The organism is Bacteroides sp. 1_1_14 (assembly GCF_000162515.1).
Lineage (GTDB): Bacteria > Bacteroidota > Bacteroidia > Bacteroidales > Bacteroidaceae > Bacteroides > Bacteroides thetaiotaomicron.
Window position 1 is genome coordinate 565,063 of sequence record NZ_GG774704.1, and the last position, 18,235, is coordinate 583,297.

An 18,235-nucleotide genomic window follows, 5' to 3' on the forward strand; every position below is an offset into this window, starting at 1 on the left:
CCAATGCGACAAACTTCTTGAAGATTTCGTCCTGCCGGCTTCCCCCTTCTATTTCCTGTTTGTCGAAGTAGCGGTAGCATTTATCGTAAATATCCAGCATGAAGGATTGGAGATGATTCTTGGCTATCTGGTTGCGGAAACGGTTCTCGCGATCATTATAAATAGCAGTTGCCGCCTGTATCAATCCGTTGATTGCTCCGGTATCCTTATCGGGAAGCACATAGCACGGTCTTTCCTTCATAAAGCGGAAAAAGGTCGGTTCTAACCGCAGGCAGGCTTCCCGAAACATATCTTTGGGAAATCCGAAAAAGGAGGCTGTGAAGTCACTGCTGCTGCCATTGATGCGGATAATGCTTCCCGGCAGCAGTACCACCTGAGTGTTTTTGACGATTTCGTATTCTTTCAGATCGATGGTGACGTGTGCCCATCCACTGCGGCAGAAATAGATGGCACCCCCTTCCATTTTCCAGAGGTGATGCATGATAGGTGACAAATTCTCATCGCTTCCGGCAACAAATGATTCCCGGAGAACGGCAAGGGTAGAGTTTCTCTGTATCATAACTATTCTTATTTAGTGGGCAAAAATAGGACTTTTTCACTAAATATCGCTCATATTGTTCCGAAAATGAACAAAACTCTAAACACTATGACCAGTTTTCTGTGGTGAAAAGAGTCTACCTTTGCCGCGATCAAAAATTTTAATAGGTAACACAATGAGTAAAAAGGTATGTAAAATGAAGCAAGGGCTATTATTGCTCGGTTGTCTGGTTGCTGCTACAGGTTGTAAGCAAGCTCCACTCACACAAATGGAAACAGGATATGAAGTAATGACCGTTTCTCCGACCGACCGGATGATTTCGAGTGCCTATTCGGCGACTATCCGCGGACGTCAGGACATCGATATTTATCCACAGGTAGGCGGTACGCTGACAAAAGTCAGTGTCACCGAAGGACAGCGGGTGAAGAGCGGACAGACGCTGTTCATCATCGACCAAGTGCCGTATGAGGCAGCCCTGCAGACGGCAGTGGCGAATGTGGAGTCAGCCAAAGCGTCTCTGGCAACGGCACAGCTGACTTACGACAGCAAAGAGGAACTGTATAAGGAAAATGTAGTTTCCGCTTTCGATCTGAGTACGGCAAAAAATTCTCTTCTGGCTGCCAAAGCGCAACTGGCGCAGGCCAAGGCACAAGAAGTGAGCGCCCGTAATAACCTTTCTTATACGGTAGTGAAGAGTCCGGCAGACGGAGTGGTAGGTACATTGCCTTATCGCGTAGGTGCGTTGGTGAGTTCCAGTATCCCCGAACCGCTGACCACCGTTTCCGACAATTCGGATATGTACGTCTACTTCTCAATGACGGAAAACCAGTTGCTGGGACTGATTCGCCAGTATGGCTCTAAAGACGAGGTGCTGAAAAGTATGCCCGCCATCGACTTGCAGCTGAACGATAAATCGGCTTATCCCGAACAGGGACAGATCGAGTCTATCAGCGGAGTCATTGACCGTTCGACGGGTACTGTCAGCCTGCGTGCCGTTTTCCCTAATAAGGACGGACTGCTGCACAGCGGCGGTGCGGGTAACGTAGTGATTCCGGTACAGAAAACGGGAGCTTTGGTGATTCCGCAGGGAGCTACGTTCGAAATACAGGATAAGAGATATGTATATAAGGTAGTAGACGGCAAAGCGCAATCTGCCTTGGTGCAGGTGACCCGTGTGAACGGCGGCCGCGAATTTATCGTGGATGAAGGACTGGCTTCGGGCGATGTGATTGTGGCGGAAGGCGTAGGATTGCTTCGTGAAGGTACTCCGATTAAGGCAAAGACTGCCCAGGCATCTACGACAACTACTGAAAATTAAACAAAGGAGGAATCATCCATGAATTTAAGAACCTTTATTGAACGCCCCGTATTATCGGCAGTCATCTCTATTACGATTGTCGTTGTGGGTATCATCGGGCTGTTCAGTCTGCCCGTCGAACAATATCCCGATATTGCTCCGCCGACCATTATGGTGAGTACCACCTATTATGGCGCCAGTGCGGAAACTTTGCAGAAGAGTGTGATTGCTCCTTTGGAAGAAGCGATCAATGGTGTGGAAGACATGACTTACATGACTTCTACCGCCACCAATGCCGGTACAGTGAGTATCACCGTGTACTTCAAGCAGGGAACAGACCCGGACATGGCAGCGGTCAACGTACAGAACCGCGTGTCGAGAGCGACGGGACAGCTTCCGGCAGAAGTAACGCAGGTCGGTGTGACTACTTCCAAACGTCAGACAAGTATCCTGCAGATGTTCTCGCTTTCCAGTCCGGACGATAGCTACGATGAAAACTTCCTTTCCAACTATATCAGTATCAATCTGAAACCGGAGATTCTGCGTATCTCGGGTGTAGGCGACCTGATGATTATGGGAGGTGAATATAGCATGCGTGTATGGATGAAGCCGGACGTGATGGCCCAGTACAAACTGATTCCATCGGATATCACCGGTGTGCTTGCCGAACAGAATATCGAATCGGCCACCGGTTCATTCGGTGAAAACTCGAACGAAACCTATCAGTATACAATGAAATATAAAGGACGTCTGATCACTCCGGAAGAATTTGGAGATATTGTCATTCGTTCTACGGACAATGGTGAGGTCCTGAAGTTGAAAGACATCGCCGAGATACAGTTGGGACAGGATAGCTATGCTTATCACGGTGGAATGGACGGTCATCCGGGCGTTTCGTGCATGGTGTTTCAGACGGCGGGCTCCAATGCGACCGAAGTAAACCAGAACATTGATAAATTCCTTGAAGAAGCCCGTAAAGACCTCCCGAAAGGAGTGGAACTGACACAGATGATGAGCTCGAACGACTTTCTGTTCGCTTCTATCCATGAGGTGGTGAAGACGTTGATCGAGGCGATTATCCTGGTGATTCTGGTGGTATATGTGTTCTTGCAGGACTTTCGTTCTACGCTGATTCCTTTGGTGGGAGTCATTGTTTCGCTCATCGGTACGTTTGCTTTCATGGCGGTGGCAGGATTCAGTATCAATCTGCTCACGCTGTTTGCGCTCGTGCTCGTCATCGGTACGGTGGTGGACGACGCCATTATTGTCGTCGAGGCGGTGCAGGCACGCTTCGACGTGGGATACAGGTCGTCCTATATGGCAAGTATCGATGCAATGAAAGGTATCAGTAATGCTGTTATCACCTCTTCGCTGGTGTTTATGGCAGTATTTATTCCGGTATCCTTCATGGGCGGTACTTCCGGTACGTTCTATACCCAGTTTGGTCTGACGATGGCGGTTGCCGTTGGTATTTCCGCTATTAATGCGTTGACGCTGAGTCCGGCATTATGTGCGTTGCTGTTGAAACCTTATATCAATGAAGACGGTACGCAGAAGAATAACTTTGCGGCACGTTTCCGTAAAGCATTCAACTCGGCTTTCGATATTCTGATAGAGAAATACAAGAATGTGGTACTGATCTTTATCAAACGCAGATGGCTGGCATGGTCGCTGCTCGTTTGCTCCGTAGTGTTGCTTGTATTCCTGATGAACACGACAAAGACCAGTCTGGTGCCGGACGAAGACCAGGGTGTGGTATTCGTCAATGTAAGTACGGCGGCCGGTAGTTCGCTGACTACGACCGACGAAGTGATGGAACGCATCGAAAAGCGTCTGATGGATATTCCGCAGATTAAGCACGTGCAGAAAGTGGCCGGCTACGGATTGCTGGCAGGACAGGGAAGCTCGTTCGGTATGTTGATTCTGAAATTGAAGTCGTGGGACGAACGTCCGAATGATGAGGATAATGTGCAGGCAGTCATCGGTCAGGTGTACGGTCGTACGGCCGATATCAAGGATGCCAGTGTCTTCGCTATTTCGCCGGGTATGATTCCGGGTTACGGTATGGGTAATGCGCTGGAACTCCATATGCAGGATAAGATGGGCGGTGATATCAACGAATTCTTTACCACTACCCAGCAATATCTGGGAGCATTGAACCAGCGTCCGGAAATTGCGATGGCATATTCTACGTTCGACGTGCGCTATCCGCAGTGGACGGTAGAGGTGGATGCAGCCAAGTGTAAACGCGCAGGCATTACACCGGATGCGGTACTGAGTACACTGTCCGGTTATTATGGCGGTCAGTACGTGTCCAACTTCAACCGTTTCTCTAAAGTATACAGAGTCATGATTCAGGCAGACCCGCAATTCCGTCTGGACGAAACCTCACTGGACAATGCTTTCGTACGTATGTCGAACGGAGAGATGGCTCCGCTGAGCCAGTTCGTAACGTTGACACGCAGCTATGGTGCAGAGTCGCTGAGCCGTTTCAATATGTACAATTCTATCGCCGTGAATGCGATGCCGGCAGACGGATATAGTACGGGAGACGCTATCAAGGCCGTACAGGAAACAGCCGTACAGTCTCTTCCCAAGGGATATGGCTATGATTACGGAGGCATCACCCGTGAGGAAAATCAGCAAAGCGGTACGACTATGATCATCTTTGGTATCTGCTTCCTGATGATTTATCTGATTCTGAGTGCATTGTACGAGAGCTTTATCATTCCGTTCGCCGTGCTTCTGAGTGTGCCTTGCGGATTGATGGGAAGTTTCCTTTTCGCATGGATGTTCGGACTGGAAAATAACATTTACTTGCAGACAGGTTTGATTATGTTGATCGGTCTGTTGGCAAAGACGGCCATCCTGCTGACCGAATACGCTGCCGAACGCCGTAAGGCAGGTATGGGACTGATCGCTTCTGCGGTAAGTGCAGCCAAAGCCCGTCTGCGTCCGATTCTGATGACAGCGTTGACGATGATCTTCGGTCTGTTCCCATTGATGTTGTCCAGCGGTGTAGGAGCCAATGGAAACCGTTCGCTGGGTACGGGTGTAGTCGGTGGTATGACGATCGGTACGCTGGCATTACTTTTCATCGTGCCTACTTTGTTTATCGCTTTCCAGTGGTTGCAGGAACGCTTACGCCCTGTGCAGAGCAGACCTACGGAAGACTGGCAGATCGAGGAAGAAATCAAGGTGAGTGAAGAAGAAAAATCTAAAGCAGGAAAAAAATAATTGATGATGAAGAAAATATTAATCTTATCCGCAGCAACGCTCGTGTTGAGCAGTTGCGGTATCTACAATAAATACAAACCTGTATCGGAAGTCCCCGAAGGACTTTATGGAAGCGAAACCGTCGCTTCCGCCGATACGGCGAACTTCGGTAATCTCTCGTGGAGAGAGGTCTTTACTGACTCGTATTTGCAGAATTTGATCGATTCGGCTTTGGTACGGAATACGGATATGCAGACAGCGCATCTCCGTGTGAAAGAAGCGGAGGCTTCGTTGCTGACATCCAAGCTTTCTTATCTGCCCTCTTTGTTTCTCGCACCGGAGGGAGCTGTGAGCAGCTTCGACCGTGGCAAAGCGACACAGACCTACTCATTGCCGGTGACTGCCTCGTGGGAACTGGATATCTTCGGAAAGGTGACCACGGCCAAACGTCGGGCAAAAGCGGCCTATGAGCAGAGCAAGGAGTATGAACAGGCGGTGAAGACGCAATTGGTGTCTGCCGTGGCAAATACTTATTATACCTTGCTGATGCTCGACGCTCAATATGAGATTTCCGTGTCCACCGAAGCGGCATGGAAAGAGAGCGTGCGGACAGCCCGTGCCATGAAGAAGGCCGGTATGATGACCGAAGCCGGACTAGCTCAGACGGAAGCCACCTATTATAATATATGTACGGCAGTGCTCGACCTGAAAGAACAAATCAATCAGACGGAGAACTCAATGGCTTTGTTGCTGGCGGAAACACCTCACAAGATACAACGCGGCAAACTGGAAAACCAGCAGTTGCCGGAAGACTTCTCCGTAGGGATTCCTTTGCAGATGCTTTCCAACCGTCCGGATGTACGTAGCGCGGAGCTTTCTTTAGCGCAGGCGTTCTATACGACGAATGCTGCCCGTGCCGCTTTCTATCCTTCCATCACGTTGAGCGGGAGTGCCGGATGGACAAACAGTGCCGGTAGCATGATCATCAATCCGGGCAAATTCGTTGCTTCTGCCCTGGCTTCACTGACACAACCTTTATTTAACAAGGGAGTGAATATCGCCCAGCTGAAAATAGCGAAGGCACAGCAGGAAGAAGCCCGCCTCAGCTTTGAACAGACATTGCTGAACGCAGGTGTGGAAGTAAACGAGGCACTGGTGCAATATCAGACGGCCCGTGAGAAATCCGCTTTCTACGATAAGCAGATCACCTCTTTGCAGACTGCTGCCAGAAGCACTAGTCTGTTGATGGAACATAGTAATAATACTACTTATCTGGAAGTACTGACCGCACAGCAGACATTGCTGAACGCCAGACTTTCACAGGTAGCCAATCGCTTTACCGAAATCCAGGGCGTGATTACACTGTATCAGGCTTTGGGCGGAGGCCGGATGTAGGAGGATAGTATGAATCCTGAAAAAGTACGGTGTCAGATAATCGAATACACCAAACACGAGATGTATCTGCACGGTGCTGACGGACTGACCATGGATGACATAGCCAAGGGGATGAAGATGTCGAAGCGTACGCTTTACAAGCTGTTCCCCAGTAAGACTTGTCTGTTCCGCATCTGTCTTTCTGATTTCACCAACGGGATCAGAAGTTGTCTGAAACAAAGTCAGATGCGGATGGACAGTTCGTGTATGCAGGTGCTTTTTGCCACAGTGAACGGGTATCTCACGCTATTGCATTCGTTAGGAAAGACTTTATTGCTGGATATCGCCGCGAACGAAGATTACAGCGCTTCCTTCAAACGGGAAGAGGCCTTTTGGTTGCAGCAGTTTATCGACGTACTGACGCATTGTAAAATCTGTGGTTACCTGCTTCCGGGAGTCGATCCGGATCGCTTTGCGGCAGATTTGCAGGAGGTTATTTATCAGAGTTGCCTGCAAGGTACTCCGTATGTTGTTCAGCGTGCGCTGAACCATACTCTCTTACGAGGACTTTTTGAGGTGGACGGCATTCGGTATATTGACGAACACCTGAAACTGGATAAATTCAATGTTTGTGTATGAAAGGAAGGGCGTGTATTGCTTTTTAAGCAGGCACGCCTTTTTATTTGTTTGAAATGAGTTATTCTCTGAAATTCCCGATCATGTGATATATTAAGTTGCTTTTTAAATCTTGTCAATTAAACCCGGAGATAAGCAGAAAGGCAGTTAACCGTTGGCAGGTTAGTATAAACGCTTTTATTCTCACCACAGTGAGAACATTTTCTCATCGCATTGAGAAATAATTCTCAAAGGCATGAGAACTTTTTCTCACTATGGTGAGAATTTTTTCTCAAAGGCATGAGAATACTTTGAGAATATAGCAACTTGTATCATGCTATGTATTAATCGGATAGCAGTATAGTGGTATCTGTCTTATGCCTGCTATTTTATGGCTGCCTCAAACGCTCAATCTCTAATAATGTAGTTTCCCGCTTGTTTGGTAAAAGCGGCTGGGCTATCCTTTGTCTCTGTATGAAAACTTGACAAATGATCAATCTAAAGCCCTTTCACCACATCGACAGACAAACCCGTGCATTCTGCTATCACATCATCCGCTATACCTTTCTGCTTGAAATTGCGGGCTATCTCTATGGTTTGGTTGTGCTCTTTGAGCGCGGAGAACACCAGACCGGAAAGATATTCAAGTGTACTGTACAAGCGTTCCCGATTTTCCTTCCGCTGATAATCCACACTAAAAAATGTGGAACGCTTACGGTGTAATATCAGGTAATATGTCCCGGCAGTAAGAAGTCCCGCTATTATATCAATTGGGATACCCGTTCCTTCAAACAAATTTTTGTATTCTTCTATAGCCACTTTGTAATGCTTTTCCCTGCTTCGTGCCATACGTCTTGTGGTCGAATTGTCTGCTTCGAGTTCCCACACTAGCAAGTGCTGCATATCGGTATTGTCATATAAGTAATTTGCCAAAGCCTTTAAGGTGCTTTTCATGATGTCCTCGTTGGCTTTGTCTGTAGGGTGTTCTTCATCGAATAAATCGTGTAGCCAATAATCAGAGATGTATGCGTACTTATCCAGCAACCGCTCAATATTCTTATAGTTATTGAGCAGGACGGACATTTGTATGTCGGCTCTTTGCATAATATCCGTAAAGGTAATTTGCGCCAGACCTTTTTCACTTGCTAACTGCCGGATGGCATCAAACACGTCCGCTTCCAGTTCGGCGCGGGTACGGCGTGCACGTTTATTCTTCGATTGTTCCATGTTTACTTCTTTGTTGCATACAAAAGTATGAAAAATAAGTATAAGTCACTTATTTTCCTTTATAAAACAGATTTATGAAACGGTTCGGTCACCGAACAAATTTATTTCTATCTTTGTCTTATTAGTATTTAGAGAATAGAAAAACAAAGAACACTGGGGAAAGCAGAGTGGGTAAGGGAACGGCTTTCTCTACGAACGTATCTTTTGAGTATTATTTAAATCAGTAGAAAATGGGGAATTTAATTTCGTTTATGAAGGAAGTAGCCGATAGGCTGCGGGAAAGTGGGAATTTTGGGACTGCCCATATTTACAGGAGTAGCCTGAGTGCAATCCTTGCCTTTCATGGAAGTGATAAGCTTCCTTTCCGGAAAGTAAGTCAGGAGTTTCTTAAAAGTTTCGAATCGTATCTGCGTGGCAGGAACTGTAGCTGGAATACAGTTTCCACTTATATGCGTACGTTGCGTGCAGTGTATAACCGTGCGGTCGACCGCCATCTTGCGCCTTATGTGCCTCATCACTTCCGGTATGTCTATACAGGAACGCGCGCGGACAGGAAACGTGCGCTGGATAAGGAAGACATGGAGCGTCTGATGAAGGAACTTCCGAAACAGCTGTGTCAGGACAACAAGGAACTACAGCGTACTCGTGGTCTTTTCTTTTTAATGTTTTTACTTCGTGGGATTCCTTTTGTGGATCTTGCCTATCTGAAAAAGCATGATATCGATGGGAATGTAATGACTTACCGCCGTCGAAAAACCGGCAGGTTATTAACAGTGACTCTTGTACCGGAAGCTATGAAGCTGATCAAACGGTATATGAATACCGATCCTGCTTCTCCCTATCTTTTTTCGCTGATCACCAGTGGAGAGGGAACGGAAGCTGCTTACAAGGAATATCAGCTGGCATTGCGCAACTTTAATTATCAGTTAATGATTTTGAAACAGGTTTTGGGACTGACATCTGAAGTAAGCTCGTACACTGCCCGTCATACCTGGGCTACGATGGCATACTATTGTGAGGTACATCCCGGTGTTATTTCCGAAGCGATGGGGCATTCTTCCATCACCGTGACGGAAACGTATCTGAAACCTTTCAAGAATAAGAAAATTGATGAAGCGAATGTAGCGGTTATTTCTTCCTTAAAGAAGGTCTATAGTGCAGGTAAGTTCTTGAATTAGAGAACTGTTACTTTGTAGGTAACGGGAAGAAAAGACGCTGCAAATATGGGTATATTTTGGAAAACATGCAAACAAAAATGATATTTTTTCTGATAAACTACTAAAAAAAGGAAACACACAGAATAAAACTGCGGATTTTTTGAGAAGAACACGGCTTGGTCTTTAATTTTTGCAAAAGATTTCCCTCCCCTCTGCCATCGTCTGAGAGCAGGGGTTAAAAATATTCTTTACTTATTCAATGAATGTAGTCCGCAGACGCCTCTGTCGGGGTGGAAAAGTACGCTTTCCCGTTACCTACAAAGTAACGGGAAGGTGTTATTGAAACTTAGTGTTTAATAATATATTATTAATGTAATTTTTAAGTAGTTATGAAGAAAAAATTTATTAGAGTGATGTTTTTCGGAGCATTAGCGCTTTCAACTGTCACCTACGTAGGCTGTAAGGACTACGATGATGACATAGACAATCTGCAAACCCAGATTGATGCAAACAAAGCCAGCATCGAAAGTTTGCAGCAGTTTGTTGATAATGGTAAGTGGGTTAAAAATGTAGAACCTATTGCAGGGGGATTCAAGATTACATTTAACGATGACAAATCTTATGAAATTGTAAATGGTGCCAAAGGTGACAAGGGAGATAAAGGGGATACAGGTGCTCCGGGTGTAGCAGGTACTCCGGGCGCAGCAGGTGCTGATGGTGCTCCGGGCTCAAAGGTTACTATTGATCCGGAAACAGGAGAATGGCTGATCGATGAAAAACCAACTGGCTGGTTTGCAAAAGTTGAAAATGGTAAAGACGGTGAACCAGGAAAAGACGGCGAAGACGGTAAGGATGGTGAAGACGGTAAAGATGGACAATCACCTTACATCGGAGAAGACGGATACTGGTATTTCTGGGATGCAACAGCAGGCAAACTTGTACAGGGAGATTACGCACAGACAAGTGTATATATCGTAAAAGGAACAGACCGTCCGAACTGGGTACTTCATGTAGGATCTCAAAACGCTGACGGTTCATATACTGATCAAACTGTTATTTTGCCATCTGCTGACAAGATTTCAAGTATGAAGGTGATAACAATCACAAACAATAAGATTGAAGTTCCTTCTACTGCCATTGATATTAATATGTATTACGGACGTGCTAAAAAAGATTTCGAATTTAACGGAGTGAAATATACTGCAGGCGATTTACTGACTTCAAAAAGTGCTTTTGTCACTGCATTAATCAATCCTGTTGATCTTGAACTTGGTGCATATACTATTGGGCTGACAGATTCTAAAGGTAATACTAACTACAAGATTTCAAATGTAGCTAATAATATGAGCAAGGAGCCGTTATCACGTGCAGCCGACAAAGAACCGACAGCTAATAAAGGTGTATTTGATTTGAGCATTGCTGTTGCTGATGGTGTAGCTTACAGTGATCTTGAAGGTAGTAACGAGTATGCGTATGCTTTATCTACAAAAGATGCTTTTGGTAAAGAAATTCTTTCTGATTATGCAATAAAGGTAAAAGCTAGCAGTGCTGCACAGACTTGTGATCCCTTTAGTGTAGAAGCAATGTATCGTACAAAACATAACTTAGATGAACTTGTAGGAGACAAGATGAATAATGCTGTAGATTTCTATTATGCTATCGAAGGTGCTAATAGAGGTACTGCTGAATTGATGGGTGTAGAGTTTGACGCTGCTGCCAGAACTATTTATGCAGATAAAGAAGGTGACTTGGTAGTGACTGTTCATTATCTGAAAAATGATGGCTCAGAAGCAACTGCTGATATGACTATCTCATTTAAAAATATTGTACTTAACTTCACTGTTGCTGATATGGCCTGGACTATCACTCCGGATGCTAAAAAGCAATGGGTTGCTTCTGATGTAACAAATATGAAAGATTTGTTCAGACAAGGACATTACAATATTGCGCTTGATACGAAAGAAGGAATAGCCTATACTAGTGGCAAGATTCGTGTTAACGGAAAAGATTTTGAATATGAAGATGGTAGTGTGACATTCGAATTAGTAGCAACTGACATTGATGGTGAAAAGATTCCATTTGTTAGTGAAGCTACCTATAAAGATGGTATTAAGTTCTATGTAGTAGCTAAATTTGATCCTGAAAATGTCGCTGCAACATCTCACAATGTTAAGTTGAACATTATTGATAAGAATGATGCTGACAAGGTAGTGTATTCTGCTGACTTTAAGGTAGTTGTTAAACAAGACAATGATGCAATCTTTAAGTTTGAACCATTAGATGCATACTTTGATAAGGCCACAAAGACTGAAGCTACGGTATTTGGTAAGTTAAATGGCTCAGCAGACCATATTCTGTATAACTTGAATAAGTTATTCAAAGTAGTATCTGCAGAGGATGCTAGCCACATCACATTTGAAGAAACAATACCTGAATTTGATGGTAAGAAAGCCGATGCATGGTTGACTGGTAATGAAGATGAAATCAGTGTAGCACCGATGAAAGATGAAAAACCTGAACCTGACGGTGACGGTGTAGCTGATAAAGACAATGCAGGAGTATACTCTACACGTAAATTTGTCTCTACTTATCTTCCGTTTGGCAATGAACGTTTAGCTACTTATAGCTATGAGTATAATCTGACTGTTAAGTCACCGATTAAAGAAGGTAAACATGACAATGTTACTAAAATTGGTGCGGATTTGAATACATTGTCTATGACTAACAAGTCATTTGATTTCACGATAGGTTCTAATGTTGAATGGAAAGAGGCGTCTGGAGCAAAAATTATTTGGTCTAGTGAAACTAGAGTTAGCAAATATCAAGTAGCATTAAGTGAAGTAGCTTCTGGATATATGACCATTTCAGTTGCAGACGGTGAAACAGATCATGAAGGTACTGGTTCGATTGATGTCGCTTCTTATGACAAGAAAATTACAATTAAGTTGAAAGATGATAAGATGGCCGATATCCAAAATGATATAGCAGGAACTGACAGTTATGTTATTATTACTGTTATTGATAAATGGGGGGCAACAACTCAATCTAAAGTTCTTGTTCCGATCAAGGCGAGAGCAAAGTAATAACAATACTCTAGTATAAGTCTGTTTGGGCGAAGCCGCAGATTTATATGATAACTTTGATCTGAGAGCATCCCTTTCCATTCCTAGGGGGATGCTCTCTCTTTAAAAAGAAAAGAGATAAATATGAATAGAAAGAATTTGTGGATAACTGTATTCGTCTTAATATTGGGTGGAACGGTGGCATCCGCACAAGAACGGCAAATCAAAGAAGAAGGAAAGACTACATTTAAACCTCATTGGTTTATGCAAGTTCAAGTTGGCGCAGCTCATACAGTTGGCGAAGCCAAATTTGCCGATCTTATATCTCCGGCTGCTGCAATCAATCTGGGCTACCAGTTTGTTCCTGCATGGCGGGCACGAATAGGTGTCAGTGGATGGCAGGCAAAAGGAAGATGGGTTTCTCCACGACAAGATTATCAGTTTAAATACTTGCAAGGTAATGTGGATATCGTATCTGACCTTAGCACACTGTTTTGTGGTTTCACCCCCAAGAGGGTATTCAATGGTTATGCATTTATTGGTGTAGGACTCAACCATGCTTTCGACAATGATGAGGCTATTGCGCTTAACACGAATGGCTACAAGATGGAATACCTTTGGAAAGATCATAAGAATTTTGTAGCAGGACGTCTCGGCTTAGGATGCAACTTACGTCTGAACGACCGTTTGGCTATTAACATCGAAGGCAATGCCAATGTGATGTCTGATAAGTTCAACTCAAAGAAAGCTGGTAATTCCGACTGGCAATTTAACGCTTTGGTAGGTTTGAATATAAAATTTGGTAAAGGCTATACAGAAACCAAACCTGTATACTACGAACCGGAACCTGTTGTAGCAGAGCAACCGAAACCTGCTCCTGTGGTAGAACAACCGCAGCCTAAAAAAGAAGTGGTAACAGTACAGCCTATGAAACAGGATATTTTCTTTGCTTTGAACTCAGCACGTATTCAAGATGATCAAAAATCCAAGATTGATGAGTTAGCAGAATATTTGCAAAAGAATCCATCTGCAAAAGTACAAGTGACTGGCTATGCGGATGTGAATACCGGTAATTCTCGAATCAATAAGACATTGTCTGATAAGCGAGCTGTTAACGTAGCTGATGCCTTGAAGACTAAAGGAATATCGACCGATAGAATTATTATAGACTCTAAAGGAGACACTGTTCAGCCATACAAAACACCGGAAGAAAACCGTGTAAGTATTTGTATTGCTGAATAAACGACTGTATAAACAAAATGTTGTATGACGTATAAGAAAATAATGTTGCTTCATTGGAACGAAAGTATCTTAATTAATAAAAGGTATCATTGATACTAAATTCCCGAATGCGACTACTTTGCGGTTATACACCTCTGTGAAGTGGTTGATAATCGTATTTCCCACTAAGGATTTCCCCACATCCTTAGTTTATTTTAGTGAAAAGAGGAAAGGTCTGCACTTGTGAAAGACCGGACTTTTCGCCAACTCTATTCAAAGGACGTTCCTATTTCCCCTTTTTCCCTGGGAACGTCCTTTTTTTGCATTTTTCTTTTTCCGATGTATTATCTGCAAGGTATTTTGAATCTCAAAAAATAATCAGTCGCAAAGTTTATAGGTTAGGATAGAATTTGTTACATTTGTAGAATATCGAATAAAAATAAACTATAAAGCATTGATCCATAAAAATATGAATCCAAAGAATGAAGTTGTAATTTATCAATCTATTGATGGACTATCGTCAGAAAATGGATTCTGTGATGAAACTGATATACGGTACGAAATTATTCATTGGATAAATCGTCATCTTTGCCGAGTTTATTCTATTTGACGGAGATTCTGTTGAAATAAAAAGAAGAAAATGTTGATTGATTCCTATCCTGAGAATGGATATTTGGTCTCTAAAATTCCGAATGTATTCGCTTTTGGACCACGATGAAAGTGAGCAATGTAAAGTAGATAGTCCAGTTATACGTATCTCAATGTGAATGGAGAGACAGTCCTTTCATACGGAGAAGTATGCAGTGCAAATATATTCATGATAATATATTGTCCTAATATAAAAGTGTGGATTGCATCTCTCCATGAATTTTTATTGTAAAGCACGGATACGTACTTCTATTTCTTTTTCGTTTTTTAATCCGTCCTTCACTTCATTGATATTCGTATCTCCGTAATGGTACGGATACAAAATATGCGGTTGAATGATTTTAGCAGATTGTATAGCTTGTTCCGGTGTCATCGTATACGGTTGGTTGACAGGTAGAAAGGCTATATCGATATTCTTTATTTGTTTCATTTCCGGGATATCTTCCGTGTCTCCGGCAATGTAAATCCGGGTGTCGCCCACAGTGAGGATATATCCGTTGTCACGTCCCTTGGGATGGAATTTGTCTCTACCGGGAGTTGTATTATAAGCAGGTACTGCTTCCAGTTTGATTTCGGGTGTAATTTGCAGTATATCACCATTTTTCATGGCTTGTCCTTTGTCCAGCATCTTCTGGCAATTCGGATTGGCAATAATTTTTGTATCCGGAGTTTCGATAGCAGCAATCGCTTTGGTATCGAAATGATCATGGTGTTCATGTGTTATCAGGATATAGTCAGCTTTCGGTTGCTGTGTAAAGTCTGCGTAATCAGAGACTGGATCAATAAAAAACTTTTTTCCAGCATATTCTATTAACAAGCTGGCATGCTTAAAGAAAGTGATCTTCAGGCTTTTCCCGTTCTTGGTGGTAAACGAATCCGTTTCGAAGTTCTGCATCTTTGTGGTCAGATTAATTGAATTATTGAATAAACAGGAATAAGCAAATCCGTAAGAAAGGCACAGCGCGAGTGCTACTAATAAAATCTTTTTCATATCTATACAGAGTTTGGTTCCTTACAAAGATAAACATCTATAGCGATTTATCAGTTCGTGATTAAACATATTCTGTTGGAAATTAACTTTCTTATTGAGAAGGAGGATAATAGGCAGTAAATAAGAAAGGGATGAGGCATTGGTGAAAAGAGAAAGGCACAGAGTCAAAATATCCTGTGCCTTTGCTGTTTGTTATCTGATAGTAATCAGCTTTTACGCATTCAATGCCTGCTCGATATCTGCAATGATATCATCCGCATTCTCGATACCTACGGACAAACGGATTAAGTCGGGACGTACACCTGCTTCCATCAGCTGCTCATCCGACAACTGGCGGTGAGTATGGCTGGCGGGGTGAAGCACACAACTACGGGCATCAGCTACGTGAGTCACAATAGCGATAAATTCTAATGAATCCATAAACTTGATAGATACATCACGTCCGCCTTTCAGTCCGAAGGAGATTACTCCGCAGGAGCCGTTCGGCATATATTTCTGTGCCAGTGCATAGTATTTGTTATCCGGCAGGCCGCAATAGTTAACCCAAGCCACTTTCTCGTTCTTAGAAAGATATTCTGCTACTTTCTGAGCGTTACGACAATGTTGAGGCATACGCAGGTGCAGTGTTTCAAGTCCAAGATTCAGTAAGAAAGAATTTTGCGGGCTTTGGATGCTGCCGAGGTCACGCATCAGTTGTGCGGTTGCTTTGGTGATGTAAGCGCCTTTGCCGAATGCTTTTGTATAGGTCAGACCATGATAAGATTCGTCCGGTGTACAGAGTCCGGGGAATTTGTCTGCATGGGCATCCCAGTCGAAGTTGCCGCTGTCGACGATACAGCCGCCTACGCTGGTGGCGTGTCCGTCCATGTACTTGGTAGTAGAATGAACGATGATGTCTGCTCCCCATTCGAAAGGACGGCAGTTGATAGGAGTCGGGAATGTATTGTCCACAATCAAAGGCACTCCGTGACTGTGTGCGATACGGGCAAACTTTTCGATATCCAGCACTTCGAGAGAAGGATTGGAGATCGTTTCTCCGAACAGTGCTTTCGTATTAGGCTGGAAAGCTGCCGAGATTTCTTCTTCGCTGGCATCCGGATTAACGAATGTAACGTCGATGCCGAGTTTCTTCATGGTGACACCGAATAAATTGAATGTTCCTCCATAGATGGCGGATGAACAAACGAAATGATCTCCTGCCTGGCAGATATTGAAAATGGCATAAAAGTTGGCTGCCTGACCGCTGGATGTAAGCATAGCAGCTACACCACCTTCAAGGGCGGCAATCTTGGCGGCAACCGCGTCATTGGTCGGGTTTTGCAGGCGGGTATAAAAATAACCACTGTCTTCCAAATCGAAAAGGCGTGCCATTTGTTCGCTGGTATCGTATTTGAAAGTTGTACTCTGATAGATGGGCAGCACACGCGGCTCACCCTTTTTAGGCGTCCATCCGGCCTGTACGCACAAGGTTTCGGGTTTGAATTGTTTTGCCATAATGATATAGGGTTTTAAGTTTTATTGCCAAAAAAAGTTTTAACGGGGCAAAAGTAGGGAAAATAATTGTATTTTTGTCCTGTTTATAAGTGAAATGATACTGATAAGGTAGTAGTCGAATATGAAAAAAAGATTCTATATTCTTTTATTAATTAGTTTTCTTCTTTCGTTGGCTGATGTGCAGGCGCAACAAAAAGCTACTCCAAAAGCAGGTGAGGGGATTTCTACTTTTTTGCTGCGTCACAACCGTGCTCCAAAGAAATATTACGATGATTTTGTGGAACTGAATAAGGCAAAGCTGGGGAAAGGAAATGTGCTGAAACTGGGGGTGACATATACAATTCCTCCTGTCAAGAGATCGACGGCGGCTGATAAAGAGACACCGGCAAGAAAACAATCCTCAAAGGCTTCGAAAATAGGAACCACTCTTCATGAACCTCTTTTCGGTAAGCAACTGGCGAATGTAAAGGTCACTTCCAACCGACTGGCAGGTGCCTGCTTCTATGTAGTCAGCGGGCATGGCGGTCCTGATCCGGGAGCCATCGGACGGGTAGGGAAGCACGAACTTCACGAAGACGAATATGCCTATGACATTGCACTTCGTCTCGCCCGGAATCTGATGCAGGAAGGGGCGGAAGTGCATATCATTATTCAGGATGCCAAAGATGGTATCCGTAATGACGCTTACCTCTCTAACAGCAAGCGTGAGACTTGTATGGGCGACCCGATTCCATTGAATCAGGTGCAGCGTCTTCAGCAGCGTTGTAACAAAATCAATGCTCTTTATCGGAAAGACCGTCAGAACTATACTTACTGCCGCGCTATCTTCATCCATGTAGACAGTCGCAGCAAAAAAAAGCAGACAGATGTCTTTTTCTATCATTCTAATAAGAAAGCCGAAAGCAAACGGCTGGCAAACAATATGAAAGATACGTTCGAATCCAAATATGGAAAGCATCAGCCGAACCGCGGCTTTTCCGGAACGGTGAGCGGACGCAATTTATATGTACTTTCACACACTACTCCTGCTTCTGTCTTTGTCGAACTGGGGAATATACAGAATACATTTGACCAGCGGAGACTGGTGATGGATTCCAACCGTCAGGCCCTTGCCAAATGGTTGATGGAAGGCTTTCTGAAAGATTTTAAAGGGAGAAAATAAACTTCAATCTCTTTTTTTCGTGAACAAAACGAAAATCGGGATGTTATATATGTGCAAATCGCCTGATGGCTGCTTGTAGGTATGCGAATATATATGAGTCAGTGAATATGCCTCCCCGGCATAACAGGAAGATTGCATAGTAGTTTTGTCGTGTTTTATTTTGTGTTTGTGTTGTGACGGTGCTGCGATGTGAATCGGGTACGTTTTTTGTAAACGTTTCGTCTTAACGTCTA

12 protein-coding genes are annotated in these 18,235 nt (G+C 43.9%); 8 read left to right on the forward strand and 4 right to left on the reverse strand.

The genetic code is table 11. From position 1 onward, the window contains the following. Positions 1-559, reverse strand: a 559-nt coding sequence (locus tag HMPREF9007_RS15690; RefSeq protein ID WP_008761141.1) for a hypothetical protein, incomplete at its 3' end; no start/stop codon positions are given. Positions 560-713: 154 nt separating this feature from the next. Here HMPREF9007_RS15690 and HMPREF9007_RS15685 point away from each other — a divergent pair. Genes HMPREF9007_RS15685 through HMPREF9007_RS15670 form a run of 4 tightly spaced genes read left to right on the forward strand, consistent with a single transcriptional unit; the run spans position 714 to position 7,064 of the window. Continuing rightward, positions 714-1,856, forward strand: a complete 1,143-nt coding sequence (locus HMPREF9007_RS15685; RefSeq protein ID WP_008761142.1) for an efflux RND transporter periplasmic adaptor subunit — start codon at positions 714-716, stop codon at positions 1,854-1,856. A gap of 18 nt (positions 1,857-1,874) precedes the next feature. Further along, entirely contained in the window at positions 1,875-5,072 is a 3,198-nt protein-coding gene (locus HMPREF9007_RS15680; protein WP_008761143.1) for an efflux RND transporter permease subunit, read from the forward strand. A gap of 6 nt (positions 5,073-5,078) precedes the next feature. Beyond that, complete coding sequence (locus tag HMPREF9007_RS15675; protein WP_032850335.1) at positions 5,079-6,446, forward strand: TolC family protein; 1,368 nt, start codon at positions 5,079-5,081, stop codon at positions 6,444-6,446. Positions 6,447-6,455: 9 nt separating this feature from the next. Beyond that, complete coding sequence (locus HMPREF9007_RS15670) at positions 6,456-7,064, forward strand: TetR/AcrR family transcriptional regulator (RefSeq protein ID WP_008761145.1); 609 nt, start codon at positions 6,456-6,458, stop codon at positions 7,062-7,064. A gap of 474 nt (positions 7,065-7,538) precedes the next feature. On the opposite strand, the gene HMPREF9007_RS15665 is transcribed toward HMPREF9007_RS15670, so the two are convergent. Beyond that, entirely contained in the window at positions 7,539-8,267 is a 729-nt protein-coding gene (locus HMPREF9007_RS15665) for a hypothetical protein (RefSeq protein WP_008761146.1), read from the reverse strand. A 230-nt stretch (positions 8,268-8,497) separates the two neighbouring features. On the opposite strand from HMPREF9007_RS15665, the gene HMPREF9007_RS15660 reads away from it, so the two are divergent. From HMPREF9007_RS15660 to HMPREF9007_RS15650, 3 genes are all read left to right on the forward strand, one after another. Further along, the gene (locus HMPREF9007_RS15660; RefSeq protein WP_008761147.1) at positions 8,498-9,445 is read left to right on the forward strand and encodes a site-specific integrase; all 948 of its coding nucleotides are present in this window, start codon (positions 8,498-8,500) and stop codon (positions 9,443-9,445) included. 368 nt (positions 9,446-9,813) lie between these two features. After that, the gene (locus HMPREF9007_RS15655) at positions 9,814-12,507 is read left to right on the forward strand and encodes a hypothetical protein (protein WP_032850294.1); all 2,694 of its coding nucleotides are present in this window, start codon (positions 9,814-9,816) and stop codon (positions 12,505-12,507) included. A 123-nt stretch (positions 12,508-12,630) separates the two neighbouring features. Then, positions 12,631-13,728 (forward strand): OmpA family protein, encoded by a 1,098-nt coding sequence (locus HMPREF9007_RS15650; protein WP_008761149.1) that lies wholly within the window; start codon positions 12,631-12,633, stop codon positions 13,726-13,728. A gap of 850 nt (positions 13,729-14,578) precedes the next feature. Here the strand turns inward: HMPREF9007_RS15650 and HMPREF9007_RS15645 are convergent. Both HMPREF9007_RS15645 and HMPREF9007_RS15640 read right to left on the reverse strand, forming a co-directional pair. Then, positions 14,579-15,346, reverse strand: coding sequence for an MBL fold metallo-hydrolase (locus tag HMPREF9007_RS15645; protein ID WP_008761150.1), 768 nt, complete (start codon positions 15,344-15,346; stop codon positions 14,579-14,581). 213 nt (positions 15,347-15,559) lie between these two features. Next, positions 15,560-16,840, reverse strand: coding sequence for an O-acetylhomoserine aminocarboxypropyltransferase/cysteine synthase family protein (locus tag HMPREF9007_RS15640; protein ID WP_008761151.1), 1,281 nt, complete (start codon positions 16,838-16,840; stop codon positions 15,560-15,562). 121 nt (positions 16,841-16,961) lie between these two features. Between HMPREF9007_RS15640 and HMPREF9007_RS15635 the strand changes: the two genes are divergently transcribed. Continuing rightward, positions 16,962-18,002 carry an N-acetylmuramoyl-L-alanine amidase gene (locus HMPREF9007_RS15635; protein ID WP_008761152.1) on the forward strand — a complete coding sequence of 347 codons (1,041 nt, stop codon included), beginning with the start codon at positions 16,962-16,964 and terminating at the stop codon, positions 18,000-18,002. Positions 18,003-18,235 lie beyond the last annotated feature (233 nt).